The organism is Streptomyces sp. NPDC003032, assembly GCF_053591415.1.
Map to the genome: position 1 here is coordinate 401,800 of NZ_JBSFTT010000003.1, position 15,170 is coordinate 416,969.

12 protein-coding genes and 1 pseudogene are annotated in these 15,170 nt (G+C 67.8%); 3 read left to right on the forward strand and 10 right to left on the reverse strand.

What is annotated here, in order from left to right; genetic code table 11:
- The first annotated feature begins 22 nt into the window (after positions 1-22).
- Together ACWDZ7_RS06405 and ACWDZ7_RS06410 are read left to right on the forward strand one after the other, a co-directional pair.
- Positions 23-1,063: an ABC transporter ATP-binding protein gene (locus ACWDZ7_RS06405; RefSeq protein ID WP_451795269.1), complete on the forward strand. Its 1,041-nt coding sequence runs from the start codon at positions 23-25 to the stop codon at positions 1,061-1,063.
- A gap of 473 nt (positions 1,064-1,536) precedes the next feature.
- A pseudogene (locus ACWDZ7_RS06410) lies at positions 1,537-1,806 on the forward strand (Uma2 family endonuclease); the annotation flags it as partial.
- Positions 1,807-1,908: 102 nt separating this feature from the next.
- Here ACWDZ7_RS06410 and ACWDZ7_RS06415 read toward each other — a convergent pair.
- The 3 genes from ACWDZ7_RS06415 to ACWDZ7_RS06425 are packed head-to-tail and all read right to left on the reverse strand — an operon-like array spanning position 1,909 to position 3,457.
- Entirely contained in the window at positions 1,909-2,370 is a 462-nt protein-coding gene (locus ACWDZ7_RS06415; protein ID WP_451795271.1) for a GNAT family N-acetyltransferase, read from the reverse strand.
- A complete protein-coding gene (locus ACWDZ7_RS06420) occupies positions 2,363-2,563 on the reverse strand; it encodes a DUF397 domain-containing protein (protein WP_451795272.1) in 201 nt (66 codons plus the stop codon). Before ACWDZ7_RS06420 ends, ACWDZ7_RS06415 begins: the two co-directional genes overlap by 8 nt.
- 12 nt (positions 2,564-2,575) lie before the next feature.
- Positions 2,576-3,457, reverse strand: coding sequence for a helix-turn-helix domain-containing protein (locus tag ACWDZ7_RS06425; RefSeq protein ID WP_451795274.1), 882 nt, complete (start codon positions 3,455-3,457; stop codon positions 2,576-2,578).
- A 410-nt stretch (positions 3,458-3,867) separates the two neighbouring features.
- Between ACWDZ7_RS06425 and ACWDZ7_RS06430 the strand changes: the two genes are divergently transcribed.
- Entirely contained in the window at positions 3,868-4,125 is a 258-nt protein-coding gene (locus ACWDZ7_RS06430; RefSeq protein WP_451795275.1) for an ATP-binding protein, read from the forward strand.
- A 166-nt stretch (positions 4,126-4,291) separates the two neighbouring features.
- Here the strand turns inward: ACWDZ7_RS06430 and ACWDZ7_RS06435 are convergent, their stop codons facing one another.
- From ACWDZ7_RS06435 to ACWDZ7_RS06465, 7 genes are all read right to left on the reverse strand, one after another.
- Positions 4,292-5,446, reverse strand: coding sequence for an ABC transporter ATP-binding protein (locus ACWDZ7_RS06435; protein WP_451795276.1), 1,155 nt, complete (start codon positions 5,444-5,446; stop codon positions 4,292-4,294).
- The gene (locus ACWDZ7_RS06440) at positions 5,439-6,494 is read right to left on the reverse strand and encodes an ABC transporter ATP-binding protein (protein ID WP_451795277.1); all 1,056 of its coding nucleotides are present in this window, start codon (positions 6,492-6,494) and stop codon (positions 5,439-5,441) included. The genes ACWDZ7_RS06435 and ACWDZ7_RS06440 overlap by 8 nt, the downstream gene beginning before the upstream one ends.
- Positions 6,495-6,505: 11 nt before the next feature.
- On the reverse strand, positions 6,506-7,468 hold the full coding sequence (locus ACWDZ7_RS06445; RefSeq protein ID WP_451795279.1) for an ABC transporter permease: 963 nt from the start codon (positions 7,466-7,468) through the stop codon (positions 6,506-6,508).
- Positions 7,461-8,387, reverse strand: a complete 927-nt coding sequence (locus ACWDZ7_RS06450; RefSeq protein ID WP_451795281.1) for an ABC transporter permease — start codon at positions 8,385-8,387, stop codon at positions 7,461-7,463. The genes ACWDZ7_RS06445 and ACWDZ7_RS06450 overlap by 8 nt, the downstream gene beginning before the upstream one ends.
- A 78-nt stretch (positions 8,388-8,465) precedes the next feature.
- Positions 8,466-10,097 (reverse strand): peptide ABC transporter substrate-binding protein, encoded by a 1,632-nt coding sequence (locus tag ACWDZ7_RS06455; protein WP_451795282.1) that lies wholly within the window; start codon positions 10,095-10,097, stop codon positions 8,466-8,468.
- A 501-nt stretch (positions 10,098-10,598) separates the two neighbouring features.
- Complete coding sequence (gene typA, locus ACWDZ7_RS06460; protein ID WP_451795283.1) at positions 10,599-12,473, reverse strand: translational GTPase TypA; 1,875 nt, start codon at positions 12,471-12,473, stop codon at positions 10,599-10,601.
- A gap of 286 nt (positions 12,474-12,759) precedes the next feature.
- Positions 12,760-15,138, reverse strand: a complete 2,379-nt coding sequence (locus ACWDZ7_RS06465) for an ABC transporter family substrate-binding protein (RefSeq protein WP_451795284.1) — start codon at positions 15,136-15,138, stop codon at positions 12,760-12,762.
- Positions 15,139-15,170 lie beyond the last annotated feature (32 nt).

Sequence of the window (15,170 nt, forward strand, 5' to 3'; positions counted from 1 at the left end):
CAAGAGACGGGACTTCACGACGATGAGCAGCACCACTCCCACTCCTCTCCTGGATGTCAGCGGGCTGACCAAACACTTCCCGGTCATGGGCGGGTTCCCGTTCAAGCGGAAGATCGGCGCCGTGCAGGCGGTGGACGGCCTGGACTTCACCGTCGCCGAGGGCGAGAGCCTCGGCCTGGTCGGCGAGTCCGGCTGCGGCAAGTCGACGACGGGCCGCCTGATCACGCGCCTCCTGGAGCCGAGCGACGGGAAGATCTCCTACCGCGGGCAGGACATCACGCACGCCTCCCGCAAGCAGCTGGCGCCGGTCCGCTCGGAGATCCAGATGATTTTCCAGGACCCGTACGCGTCGCTGAACCCGCGCCAGACGGTCGGCAAGATCATCTCCGGCCCGATGGAGGTCAACGGCATCGACCCGGCGGGCGGCAGGGAAGCCCGCGTCCGCGAGCTCCTCGAAACGGTCGGTCTCAACCCGGAGCACTACAACCGCTTCCCGCACGAGTTCTCGGGCGGCCAGCGCCAGCGCATCGGGGTGGCGCGGGCACTGGCCCTGGAGCCGAAACTGATCGTGGCGGACGAGCCGGTCTCGGCCCTGGACGTCTCGATCCAGGCGCAGGTGGTGAACCTGCTGCAGAAGCTCCAGAAGGAGCTGAACATCGCGTTCCTGTTCATCGCCCACGACCTGGCGGTGGTCCGGCACTTCTCGCAGCGGGTCGCCGTCATGTACCTGGGCCGGATCGTGGAGATCGCGGACCGCGAGGACCTGTACGGGAATCCTCGCCACCCGTACACGAAGGCGCTCCTGTCGGCCGTCCCCGAGGCGACGGCGGACGACGTCCCGCGCCGCGAGCGCATCCTGCTCACGGGCGACGTGCCGTCCCCCGTCAACCCGCCCTCCGGCTGCCGCTTCCGCACGCGCTGCTGGAAGGCGACGGACAAGTGCGCGACGGACGACCCGCCGCTGGTCCAGATCGACGGCAACCGCGAGGGCCACCTGACGGCATGCCACTACCCCGAGGACTCGACCCGACTGTCGGTCCCGGCAGCCCGCAAATCCCTCTGACCCACCCGCCGCCCCCTCACTCCCAGGCAGGTCCCCGTCCCCCTCCGACGCCGGACCCCGCACCCGGGACCGGCCCGCCCTCCCCCTTGACCCGAGCGGGGCGCGGCCGGTCCCGCGGCAGCGGTACGCCCGGCGCGGTCCGGCTCCCCCACTCCGTGGGCCCCGCCACGCCCTGCTCTTCGACGCGCTCGACGCCGACACCGAGGTACGGGTCGAGCAGCCCGGGGACCGGGTGGTCACCATGCCGCTCCACACCATGGTGACGCCCCTGCACGCCGACGCGGAGTGGCCTTCGGGCGCGGTACGACTGCGGTCACTGCCCATGTGGGCTCTGGGCAAGGCCGCCCTCACTACGCTGAAGGCATGGAGTACGCCAAGATGCGCGCGATCGCCGAGGAGCTACGACGTATGCCGAGCACCTCGAAGGAGGCTGGAAGGTCGAGATCGGCGCATCCGGACCGTTCCTCGTCATGATGGTCCCCTCCAAACGACACGAGGGGACTGTCCGCCGCATTCGCGACCAGCTCAACAGACAGCTTCCCGCGACTCACCCTGGCTACGTCTGCGAGAACGGCCCCACGATCGAGCACCCCGCGATCGGCCGCATGCGCCGTCCGGACACCGTGGTAATCCCCGAGAAAGTACTCGACGAAGAGGGACTCGCCGTCGACGCGAAGCAGGTACTGGCCGTCATCGAGATCGTGACACCGACCGACCCCGACAATGACTACGGCGACAAGCTCTCCGAGTATCCGGCCATGGGCATCGGCCATTGCCTGGTCGTCGATCCTCGGACCGGCACGACCGTTCGGACCCTGGACGGTGGAGACCGCCGACTTCCGGCGTTACGGAAAGCCGGCGTCCGAGGCCAGCCGCGCGTGCAGCTCTACGTCGTAGCGGACCCCGTCGTACATGAGCTTCTGACGCTGTACGCCCTCCGGCGCGAAGCCGGCCGCGTGGGCCACGCGGCACGAGGCGGGGTTGTTGGTGCGGTGTCCCACTTCCAGTCGGAACAGCCCCAGTTCGCGGAACGCCCAACGCGCCACGGCCCCACACCCGTACGCCGCCACGCCCCCGCCCCGCGCGTCCGGCGCCGTCCAGTACGACACCCAGCCGGTGCCGTGGATCCGGTTCACCTCGCCGACCGAGGCGTTGCCCAGGGCCGTGCCGTTCCCGTCCACCACGACCGCGTCCTCCGCGTCGCCGACGGGCTCGTCCGCCTGCCGCGCCATCTCCGGTGAGGAGAAGGCCGCCAGTACGGTGGCCGCGTCCTCTTCCCTCCAGGGGCGGAGGGCCAGATCACGCACGGAGGCCGGGGTTTCCGTCCGCCTTGAGGGCGCGGAGGAGTCCGTACAGGGCGCCGGAAGCCACCGTGGTGACCTCGTCGGGGCGGTCGCTCTCGCGGAGATGTATGTGACCGGCGGGGTCGCTCGCCAACTCGACGCATTCGCCCTCGCCTCCGGTACTGAACGAGGACTTCTGCCAAATGAGCTGGACCATCTGACTCCCTCACTACAGTTCGTACATGATGTGCTGGATCAGGCTCAGCGAGTCCCGTCTGTCATGCGACTCGGGCGCAGACTCCGGATCGACCGGTGCGAGCGCCAGTTCGGAGAGCCGCTCAAACATCTTGCCGTACTGGTCGTTCGCCTCTCCATCCCCCAGGAAGACTGACTTCAGGGGATGCTCAAGGTAGACAGTGTCCAGCTCTCGTACGGCACCTCCGAAGAGGATGAACGGCCGACTGAACGCCGCGTAGGCTCCCCGCTCGAAGGGGAAGATCTGCAACGTAACGTTGGGCAGCCGGGCGATCTCGATCAGCCGCAGCAACTGCTTGCGCATGGTCCTGGTGCCGCCCGTGTGCACGCGAAGCGCCGCCTCATGAACGATTGCGTGGTACGGAACCGACCTGGGCGCCACCAGGATCCGCTGCCTGGCCCGGCGGAACTCGACGTACCGGTCCACGCGCGCCTGGTCCTGCTCCACCACCGTGACCACCGCGCGTGCGTAGTCCTCGGTCTGGAACATCCCCGGGATGAAGAGCGGCTCGTGGATGCGGACACCGGAGCAACGTGACTCAAGCTCCGCCAGGTCACGCGCTCTTGGCCCGATGAAGCCCCGGAACTCGTCCCACCACCCCGTCCCCCTCTCCTGGGCCATCGCCATGAGCCCGTCGAAGTATGGGCCGTCCGGACACCCGTATTCCCGGAGCAACTTGTACAGCCGGTTACGGGAGACGTCGATGCGTCCTGCCTCAATGTTGCTGATACGGGTCCGATCCGCATCGAGCAGCGCTCCAGCCTGGTCACCGGACAGCCCCGCACCATTTCTCAACTTGCGCAGTTCCAGTCCGAGTCGGCGTTGTCGTTCGCTGGGATTGCTTCTGGGTGGCATACCTGACCTCCTCCGCAGCGGAGTCTCCCCGCTCGAAGACGCGTGGTCCACAAGGTAGTTCCCACACCACCCACACCAGTGACAGCTGGCGGAAACGGTTGCTACACCTCAACCCGTTCCCTACCTTCGGAAGCACCCCAACCCCGCGCGCCGCAACCGGAAGTACCCCCGCCGACGCCAGAGTCAGCGGACCTCGTCACCGACCAGCGCGCCCCCAATGTCACCCTCACCTTCCCGCCCGACCCCGTCTGGGTCCGCACCGCGCGGGAGACGGTCCGCACACTCCTCACCGCCACCGGGCGTACCGAACTCACCTACGCCGCTGCCCTGTTGACCTCGGAGGCCGTCACGAACGCCATCAACGCCTGTGCCGCCAAGGCCTGCACCGCCCCGGTGAGCCTCTTCGCGGGGTGGGCGGAGCCGGGCGGCCCGGCAGTGGGCGGCTCCGGGTCCTCATCCACGACGAAGCCCCCGGCCTGCCCGTCTGCCGGACGCCCGCCGAGGACGACGAGTCCGGCCGCGGCATGCGGCTCATCTCGTACGGCGCCGACGCCTGGGGCATCTGCGGGCACGGGCCCGGCCGGGGCAAGGCCACCTGGTTCGAGCTGGGGGCGCCGGGTGAGTTGTCCACAGGCCCGGCCGTGCCCGAGGGCCCGCCGCTACGCTGAGGAACAGCAGCAGGTGGCCGAGGAGCTCACCGCTGGTTATGAGTGAGCCGTCGAAGTCCGCGACTTCGCGGGCAGCTAGCCCGCGGGCCGGCCCGGCGGCATCAGACACAGGCACGACGAACGGCCGCGCCCCCGGAAGGGACGCGGCCAGTGAGGTGCCGAAGGCTCAGGCCGCCGTCACCACGTTCTTCTCCTCCGCGAAGTGACACGCCGACTCATGCGCGGCCGGCGTGTCCTGGCCCTTGAAGCGCTCCGGGACGGCGAGCAGCGGGGTCTCCTTGGCGCACTTGTCCTCCGCTTTCCAGCAGCGGGTGCGGAAGCGGCAGCCGGAAGGGGGATTCGCGGGCGACGGTACGTCACCCGTCAGAATAATCCGCTCGCGGCCCTCGCGGGCCTCCGGGTCCGGGACGGGGACCGCGGAGAGCAGTGCCTGCGTGTAGGGGTGCGTCGGGTGCTCGTAGATCTGCTCGTCCGAGCCGATCTCCGCCATCTTGCCGAGGTACATCACGCCCACACGGTCCGAGATGTGCCGGACGATCGACAGGTCGTGCGCGATGAAGAGGTAGGAGAGGTTGAACTCGTCCTGGAGCTTCTCCATCAGGTTGATGACCTGGGCCTGGACGGAGACGTCCAGGGCCGAGACCGGCTCGTCGCAGATGATGATCTCGGGGTTGAGGGCGAGGCCGCGCGCGATGCCGATGCGCTGGCGCTGGCCGCCCGAGAACTGGTGCGGGTAGCGGTTGATGTACTCGGGGTTGAGGCCGACCACGTCCAGGAGGTCCTGGACCTTCTGACGCCGCGAACCCTTGGGGGCCACCTCGGGGTGGATCTCGAAGGGCTCCCCGATGATGTCGCCCACCGTCATACGGGGGTTCAGGGACGTGTACGGGTCCTGGAACACCATCTGGATGTTGCGCCGGACCGCCTTCAACGCGCGCCCGGACAGCTTGGTGATGTCCTGGCCCTTGTAGAAGACCTCGCCGGCGGTGGCCCGCTCCAGGGTCATCAGGAGCTTGGCGACCGTGGACTTGCCGCAGCCCGACTCGCCCACGATGCCCAGCGTCTCGCCCTGGTACAGGTCGAAGGAGATGCCGTCGACCGCCTTGACCGCGCCGACCTGCTTCTTGAGCAGGATGCCCTGGGTGAGAGGGAAATGCTTGACCAGGTTGCGGACCTGGAGGATCGGCTCGCCGCGTTCGACCGGGGCCTCGATGGCGGCCACGGCCTCCGTCTCAGTGGCGACGTCGACCAGCTCCACCTCGGAGACGTTCGGCATCGCGTCCTGCGGCTCCTCGGGCACGAGCTTCTTCGGCTCAGCCATGGATCGTCTCCTTCCAGAAGTGGCACGCGCTGCCGCGGCCCGGCAGCTCCGCGCCGTCCCGCTCGCTGACCGGCACCAGGGCCGGGATCTCCGTGCGGCAGATGTCCTGCGCCTTGGGGCAGCGCGGGTTGAACGCACAACCGCTGGGGATCTTGAGCAGGTTGGGCGGCAGGCCCTTGATCGCGTAGAGCTCCTGGCCCTTCTGGTCCAGGCGCGGGATCGAGTCGAGAAGGCCACGGGTGTACGGGTGCGCGGGGCGCTTGTACAGCTCGTGGACGGGAGCCGTCTCGACGATGCGGCCCGCGTACATCACCGCGATCTTGTCCGCGACGTCGGCGACGACGCCGAGGTCGTGGGTGATCAGGATCAGACCCATGTTGTACTCGCGCTGAAGCTCCGCGAGCAGATCCATGACCTGGGCCTGGACCGTCACGTCGAGCGCCGTGGTGGGCTCGTCCGCGATGATCAGGTCCGGCTCCAGGGCGAGCGCCATCGCGATCATGATGCGCTGGCGCATACCGCCGGAGAACTGGTGCGGGTAGTCGTTCACCCGCTCCTTGGCGGCCGGGATCCTCACCCGCTCCATGAGCTCGATCGACTTGGCCTGGGCCTCCTTGCGGCTCATCCCCTGGTGGACGCGGAACATCTCGCCCAGCTGGTAACCGACGCTCAGCACCGGGTTCAGAGAACTCAGCGCGTCCTGGAAGATCATGGCGATCTTGCGACCACGGATCTTCCTGCGCTGCTCGTTGGACATCTTGAGCATGTCCTCGCCCCTGAAGAGCACCTCGCCCTTGGGTATACGCCCCGGCGGCATGTCGAGGATGCCCATGATGGCCTGCGCTGTCACGGACTTGCCGGATCCGGACTCGCCGAGCACGGCGAGCGTCTCGCCCGCGGACACGGTGTAGTTGACGCCGTTGACGGCCTTGGCCACGCCCTCACGGGTGTGGAACTCGACATGCAGGTCACGCACTTCGAGCAGTGGGCTGCTGTGGGCGTCGCCCTGCGGGGCAGGCACGCCTGCCGGTTTATCGATGGTGGTCACGTACGTCTCCCTCAGCGCAGCTTGGGGTCGAGGGCGTCGCGCACCGCGTCGCCGAGCATGATGAAGGCCAGAACCGTCAGGCTGAGCATGCCGGCCGGGAAGAACAGGGTGTACGGGTTGTTGCGGAGCTCCCCGGAGGCATCCGAGATGTCACTGCCCCAGGAGATCGCGTCGTCCGACAGCCCCATGCCCAGGAAGGAAAGGGTCGCCTCGGCCGTGATGTAGCCGCCGAGCGCGATCGTCGCGACGACGATCACGGGTGCGGCCGCGTTCGGCAGGATGTGCCGGATCAGGATTCTCCGGGTGCCCGCACCCAGGGCCTTGGCCGCCACCACGTAGTCGGACTGCTTGGTGGTGATGACAGCACCCCGCATGACACGGGTGATCTGCGTCCAGCCGAGCAGGGTCAGGGCGCCCACCACGGACCACACCGAACGGTCGGTCACGGAGTTCAGCACCACCATCGTGCCGAGCAGGAAGGGAACGCCGAAGAACACGTCCGTCAGGCGCGAGATCAGCGCATCCCAGATGCCTCCGAAGTAGCCGGCGAGCATGCCGAAGACGGAGCCGATGAGGGTCACGGCGAGCGTGACGCAGATGCCGACGGTGACGGAATTGCGGGCGCCGTAGATCACCCGGGCGTAGACGGAGCGGCCCTGGCGGTCGTAACCGAACCAGTCGTCCTGGAAGACGTGGCTGTAATTTGGCTTCTGCAGGAAGTGATTGCGCAGATCGCCCTTGGTCGGGTCGGCGCCCGTGAACAGTCCCGGCCAGAACGAGATCGCCAAGATCAACAGGATGAGCAGCCCCGATATCACGAAGAACGGGTTACGGCGCAGATCCCGCCAGGCGTCCGCGGCAAGCGAGCGGGGCTTGCCCGGACCCGGTCCCGCGGCCTCGGCCGGCGCCGTGTCGACTGCTGATGCCGGGTCCGTCTCGGCGAGCGGGTTGGTGGTCTTGGTGACGTCAGGCATAACGGATCCTCGGGTCCAGGACCGCGTAAAGCAGGTCGACGATCAGGCTCGCAGCCAGGTAGACGAGCACGAGGATGGTCACAGTGCCCACGATGACCTGGCCTTCGCGGCGTGCGAGCGCGTCGAACAGGGTGTTGCCGACGCCCGGCACGTTGAAGATTCCTTCGGTGACCACCGCGCCGCCCATCAGGGTTCCGATGTCGGTGCCGAGGAAAGTCACCACCGGGATCAGGGAATTGCGCAGCAGATGCCGGGTCATGATCCGGCTCGTGGGCAGCCCCTTGGCCACCGCCGTGCGGATGTAGTCGGCGCGCAGGTTCTCGGCGATGCTCGTGCGGGTCAGTCTCGCGACATAGGCGAGCGAGAGCGAGCCGAGCACAGCGGCGGGAAGGATGAGCTGAGTGACGTCGGTCGCGTCCTGGACCGTGGGCGAGACTATCTTCAGTTGGAGTCCGAAGAGCGTCTGGAAGATATAGCCGAGCACGAAGACCGGCACCGAGATGACCAGCAATGTGAAGACCAGGATCAGCGTGTCGACGACGCGGCCGCGCCGCACGCCCGCGAGCATGCCGAGGGCGATGCCGAGGACCAGCTCGATACCGAAGGCGATCAGCGTGAGGCGCACGGTGACCGGGAAGGCCTGCCCCAGGATGTCACTGACGGGCCTGCCGCCCATGTTGGTGCCGAGATCACCGGTCAGCAGGTTCTTCATGTAGTGGAAATACTGCTCCCACAGCGGAAGATCGAGGCCACGCTGGTGACGGATGGCCGCCATCTGCGTCGGGTCCGGCGGCTTGTCCCCCCACAGCGCCCTTACCGGGTCCCCTGGGAGCACGTTGACCATCAAGAAAATGAGAATTGTGGTCCCGATGAAGACCGGGATCATCTGGAGCAGTCGCCGCGCGACATAGCGCCCCATGGGTGCCTCCGTCCTGGGCGAAGCTGCCCGTGGGGGCGGCCGGTGATCCCGGCCGCCCCCACGGGTCGAGCCGCGCGGTTACTTCTTGAACACCTCGACGTCGGTGAAGATCGGGCTGCCCTGCTGGTCGAAGTGAACGTTCTTCACGTTGTTCGAACGACCGGCTTGGAGCTTTCCGTACCACAGCGGGATGCCGGGCATGTTGTCCTTCAGGGACGCCTCGGCCTGCTGGTACAGCTTCGCGGACTCCTCGATGGTCGGAGCCGCGTCCGCCTTCTTGGTCAGCTCGTCGAACTTCTTGTTCGAGTAGCCGCTCTGGTTGCCGGCGACGCCGGTGCCGTAGAGGTCACGGAGGAAGTTGCCGTTGAACGGGTAGTCGAGCACCCAGCCGGAGCGGTAGAACGACTTGACCTTCTTGGCATCACGCGTCTGCGTGTCCGCCTGGAAGTCGGTCTTCGGGTCACCCACGCAGTCCACGCCCGTGCTCTGCTTGATGCTGTTGCAGACCGCGGTGACCCAGCCCTTGTGCGGCTGGTCGGCGTTGTACTGGATGGAGATCTTGTTGCCCGGGACGCCGCCGCCCGCCTTGATGAGCTCCTTGGCCTTCTTGGCGTCGAACTTGCAGAACTCGCCGCAGGCGCCGGCCTTGTAGCCCTCGATGTTCTTGGCGACCCAGCCTGTCGCGGGCTCACGGGTGTTGTTGAGGACGGTCTTGATGATCGTCTCGCGGTCGATCGCCATCGACAGGCCCTGAATGACCTTGTTGTCGATGTTCTTCCACTGCTTCGAGTAGAAAGCAGGGTTGATCGTCTGGATCATCGCATAGTCCTGGTTGATCGCTCGATCACCCAGGTCGCTCTGGTAGTTGGCCAGTTCACCGTCGGGAATCTGGGGCATCGAGTCGACGTTGTTGGACACCAGGTCCTTGTACGCGCCGTTGGGGGACGAGTAGTTCTTGAACGTCACCCCGCCGTTCTTGGCCTTGTCAGGACCCTTGTAGTCGTCGTACCGCGTGACCTTGATCGCCTTCTTGTGATCCCACGAGGCGAACTTGTAGGCGCCGTTGCCGACCGGCTTCTCGCCAAAGCCCTTCGGGTCCTTGAAGAAGCCCGAGGGCAGCGGGGAGAACACGTCGTAACCGAGCTTGAAGGCGAAGTACGGGATGCCCGTGTTCAGCGTGATCGTGAACGTGTTGTCGTCCACGACCTTCAGGCCGGACATCTTGTCCGCCTTCGGCTTCCCCTTCGCGGGGTGGACATCCTCGAAGCCCTTGATGTCGGCGAACCAGGAGCTGTTGACCTGGTTGTTCCTGACATCGGCGGCCCAGTTCCAGGCGTCGACGTACGACTTGGCGGTGACCGTCTCACCGTTGTGGAACTTCCAGCCCGGCTTGAGCTTCACCGTCCAGACCTTGCTGGCCTTGTCGGGGGTGACCGACTCGGCGTTCACATAGGTGAGTTCGCCCGTGTCGTTCTTGTAGCCCACCAGCTGCGAGAAGAGGGAGCGAATGACGTCGCTGCCGTACGCCTCCTTCGTGTTGGCGGGCTGCAGCGGGTTCTGCGGCTCACCGCCCGAGTACACGAAGATGCCGTTCTTATCAACAGCCCGACTGTCATCGCTGCTGCCGCTGTCGCCGCCGCCACAAGCGGTGGCAGTCAACGCCACAACACCGGCTATCGCGACCCACTTGGCGCTCTTGGCACCACGCATGGGGTTCCTCCTCATGAGTCCACTGTTCACTACAAGAGGGGGTACGTGTGATCGCGCCGACACCCCTGACGGCGAAGATCCAGTACCCCAGTGTGCTCGTGAGTCGGCGCTCCCCACAGCGCGTGACCCATTGACCCGAGCTATACGCGGTCAACTATTAGCCATGCGGTACCGGTCGACCACACCCTTTTGGTCTCGGTTCAATCACACCTGGCACGTACAACTTCCAAAATCCGGACAAACCGATCCGAGATAGATGGTTGCGAAACGGACGTGTTACACATCTAACGGTCAGTGACGTCCGCATAGCGGACGCTTCGCGGTCAAAAAGGAGTTGCCGCGGACGTCTTCACACGACAGTGGCGGGACCGTGGCCACACCGTACCGCCAGCGGAAACGCGAGAGGCCGGCTTCCGCCCAACTCCCGTGGGAGCGGCGGAAACCGGCCTCATACGTCCCTGACGCACCACCGGAGGTTTACCCTCCGGCGGTGAGGGGGCGTCAGCTGTGCTTCGCGCGCGACGCGGTGCGGCCGCGCTGCTTCTGGTCCAGGACGACCTTGCGGATGCGCACGGTCTCCGGGGTCACCTCGATGCACTCGTCGTCGCGGCAGAACTCCAGGGACTGCTCCAGCGACAGCTTGCGCGGCGGCACCACGTTCTCCGTGGAGTCCGCCGACGCGGCGCGCATGTTGGTGAGCTTCTTCTCCTTGGTGATGTTCACGTCCATGTCGTCGGCGCGCGAGTTCTCACCGATGATCATGCCCTCGTACACCTCGGTGCCGGCCTCGGTGAAGATGACACCGCGCTCCTGGAGGTTGATCATCGCGAACGGCGTGACCGTGCCCGAGCGGTCGGCGACCAGCGAGCCGTTGTTACGCGTCTTCAGCTCGCCGAACCACGGCTCGTGGCCCTCGAAGATGGAGTGCGCGATGCCCGTGCCGCGGGTCTGCGTCAGGAACTCCGTACGGAAGCCGATGAGGCCGCGGGACGGCACGATCCACTCCATGCGGATCCAGCCCGAACCGTGGTTCGTCATGGTCTCCATGCGGCCCTTGCGGGTCGCCATCAGCTGCGTGATGGCGCCGAGGTGCTCCTCGGGCGAGTCGATCGTCATGCGCTCGATCGGCTCGTGGACCTTGCCGTTGACCTCCTTGGTGACCACCTCGGGCTTGCCGACGGTCAGCTCGAAGCCTTCCCGGCGCATGGTCTCGACGAGGATGGCGAGCGCCAGCTCACCGCGGCCCTGCACCTCCCAGGCGTCGGGGCGCTCGGTGTCGAGGACGCGGAGCGAGACGTTACCGATCAGCTCCTTGTCCAGGCGGTCCTTCACCTGGCGGGCGGTGACCTTGTGGCCCTTGCCGCCCTTGCCGACCAGCGGCGAGGTGTTCGTACCGATGGTCATGGAGATCGCCGGCTCGTCGACCGTGATCAGCGGCAGCGCGATCGGGTTCTCGGGGTCGGCCAGGGTCTCGCCGATCATGATGTCCGCGATACCGGCGATGGCGCAGATGTCACCGGGGCCCGCCTTCTCGGCGGGCTTGCGGGTGAGCGCCTCGGTCATCATCAGCTCGGTGATGCGGACGTTCTGCTGGGTGCCGTCACGCTTGATCCACGTGACGGTCTGGCCCTTGCGCAGCTCGCCCTGCTCGACGCGGCAGAGCGCGATACGGCCGAGGAAGTTGTCGGCGTCCAGGTTGGTGACGTGGGCCTGGAGGGGGGCCGACTCGTCGTACTCCGGAGCGGGGACGTGCTCCAGGATCGTCGTGAAGAACGGCTCCAGGCTGTCGCTGTCCTGCGGGACCGTGCCGTCCTCCGGCTTGGTCAGCGAGGCGACGCCGTCACGCGCGGTCGCGTAGACGATCGGGAACTCGATCTGCTCCTCGTCCGCGTCCAGGTCCAGGAACAGGTCGTACGTCTCGTCGACGACCTCGGCGATCCGGGAGTCGGGGCGGTCCGTCTTGTTGATGCAGAGGATGACCGGCATCTTCGCGGAGAGCGCCTTGCGGAGCACGAAGCGGGTCTGCGGGAGCGGGCCCTCGGAGGCGTCGACGAGCAGCACGACCGCGTCGACCATCGACAGGCCGCGCTCGACCTCACCACCGAAGTCGGCGTGGCCGGGGGTGTCGATGATGTTGATCGTGACGGGGTCGCCGCCGTCCTTCGGGTGGTACTTGACGGCGGTGTTCTTCGCCAGGATCGTGATGCCCTTCTCACGCTCCAGGTCGTTCGAGTCCATCATGCGGTCGTCGAGCGACTCCGCTGCGTGCGCGGCGAAGGCACCGGCCTGCTTGAGCATGGCGTCGACCAGCGTGGTCTTGCCGTGGTCGACGTGGGCGACGATGGCGACGTTACGAATGTCATGGCGCGTGGGCATACAGCTGCGCTTCTCCCGGGAAGACGTGGACGGCGGCGCGTACGGTCCGGTACGCGTGCCCTGCCGGGCAGACAACACGCCACGGCCTTACCCCAGTCTACGTGGCCCGCGCGGAGGCGGCCTCCGCGGGGGGTTTGCGGGCAGTCGCGAGCAGACGTTCCGTACAGGGATGTCAGGGGTGAAACCGCAGGTCAATGGGTTGATACGACCTTGCCCGCCGGGGTGGCCGACGAGCAAGGGAGTTGAGCGGAATCTGAGCGTCGGTCCCGTGAAGAGATGGTGTACGTCACTTCGCCGAGGGCGAGCCCGACGGCTTCACGCCCGGCCTGAGGAAGCCGATGTCCTCGTAGCGCGGGGCCTGGAATCCAAAGGCTCCCGCGTTGGCCAGGTTCGGGCGGGCCGCCATCAGCTGGGGGCGCTGGTAGAGCGGGATGGAGCCCGCCTCCGCCCAGATGCGGGCGTCCGCCTTCTTCACCAGGGAGCGGGACGTCTCCTCGTCGAGTTCGCCGAGCGCCTGGTCGAAGAGCTGGTCGATGTGGTCGGTGCCCACGCGCGTGTAGTTCTGCTCGACGTTCAGCGAGCCGTCCGCGGCCGGGATCGGCTTGGCGAAGATCGGGCGGGCGTCCGTGGCCGGGAAGGCCGAGGCGGGCCAGGAGTAGAGGGCGAGGTCGTACTGGCCGGACGCGATGTGGTCCTTGAAGTAGCTGGTGTCGGCGACCTTCGACGTCTCCGTGCGCACGCCGATCTTCTCCAGCATCCGCGAGATCCGGTCGGCCACCGCCCGCAGCGGCTCCGAGCCGTCCCCGGAGGGCAGCACGAAGCGCAGGGTGAGGGGCTTGCCGTCCTTGCCGAGCGGTCCGCCGGCGGCGGGCGCGGCGGTGCCCTTGGGTGCGTACGCTCCCTGGGCGCCGCCCTTTGCCTGGTCCCTGGAGCTCGACCTGGCCGCGGACTGCCGGTCACCGTGCTGCGCGGTGCTCTGCCCGGTGCTCTGCCCGGTGTGGTCCGCCGGATCCTTTCTGCTCTTGTCCGCCCTGCTCTTCTCCGCCTCGGCCTCGCCCGGCAGCCGCAGGACGTCGGCCTGGCGGGTCAGCGCCGCCTTCTGGTAGGCGGCGGCGGGCGCGGGGGCGAGCACTGAGGCGCTGTTGTCGGCGGGCTTGCCGTCGTCCTGGCCGACGATGTAGGTGCCGTCGTCGGAGCCTTGGCCTGAGCCTTGGCCTGTCGCCGACCCGGACCCGGAGCCGGACTCCTCCGTCTCGTCCGACTCCGCGTCGCCCTCTCCGCCCGCCGTCTTCGTCTTCTTGTCCTTCAGTTTCTCCTTGAGGGCCCCGCCCGGCGTCCAGCCGGCGTCCGCGAGCAGCGCCCGCGCCTCCGCGGTGTCCTGCTCGCCGAGGGCCCCGCTGCTGTCCGCGTACGCCTCCTGCCCGGCGAGGGCCAGATGGCTGCCGACCGGCTTCGCGGGCAGGCCGAGCGGCTTCAGTACCGCCTCGGCTAGCTCCTCGCGGTCCAGGGCGCGGGCCACCGCGCGGCGCACCCGGTCGTCGGCGAGCGGCCCTTCGGAACCGTTGAGGGCGAGCTGGGTGTAGGCGGGCTCCAGGGACTTGCGGACCGCGTAGCCGGTCAGGCCCGCCTGCTCGGTCGCGTACTTCCTGACCGCCTTGCGGGTCTTCTGGCGGGCCCGGTTCTCGGCCGTCGCGGCCTCCTCGTCGGAGCCGTTGGCGACCGCCCAGGAGCGCAGCGCCCTGGCGGGCGTGAGCTGCGTGCCGGGGCCGTGGGTCAGCGGGCCCTGCTCTCCCTTGTCACGGACGGCGAGCGAGATCCGCCCGGCCTCCGCGGCGTCGATCTCGGCCAGGTCGACCCTGCCCCTGGCGAGGGCCTCCGCCCGCTCGGCGCGCGTCACCTGGCGCAGCACCAGCTTGTCGAGCTTGACCGGGCGCCCCCACCAGCGCGGGTTGCGCACCAGTGTCACCTCGCCCGCCTTGCGGTCGACGTCCGAGAGCGCGAAGGGTCCCGCGGTCGCCTTCAGCTTGCGGCGGGCGCCGTCGTTGAAGGAGTCGGGGACGCCCATGACCTGCTTGGGGTACAGCGGTGAGAAGAGGGAGCGCCAGTCCGCGTACGGCTTGCCGAAGGTGACCCGGACCTCCAGGTTGTTCGCGCCGCGCTCGATCTTCTCGATGCGGTCGTAGCCGGCGTTCCTGGCCGTCCAGTACGCGGTGTCCTTGCCGGACAGGGCCCGCCACTGCGCGGCGAAGTCGTCGGCGCCGATCTCCCGGCCGTCGCTCCAGACCGCCTGCTGGTTGAGCTTGTAGAGGACGACCTGCCTGGGCTCGCGCTCGACGACCTTCGCCGACTCCAGGAAGTCGGCGTTGCGCTCCGTCCTGCCCTGCGCGTCGAGGCGGAACAGGGACGGCAGGACCGCGCCCGCGATCCGCGAGGTGCCCGCGTCGGCGTCGGACTGGAAGGTGTTGAGGGTCTCGGGCAGCGTGTCGATCGCCCAGTTCATGGTCCCGCCGTCGGCGACCATGTCCCGGGCCGCGGGGGCGATGTCCTGGCCCGCGGTCGGCCGGCCCGCCTCGTCGTTCGAGCTGCATCCGGCGAGGGTGGGCAGGGCCAGCACCCCCGTCGCGAGGAACACGACAGATCTGGCCCTGACGCGGTCGTGGGACATGGGTGGTACCTCCGGGGTCCGGGGCTCGCCCG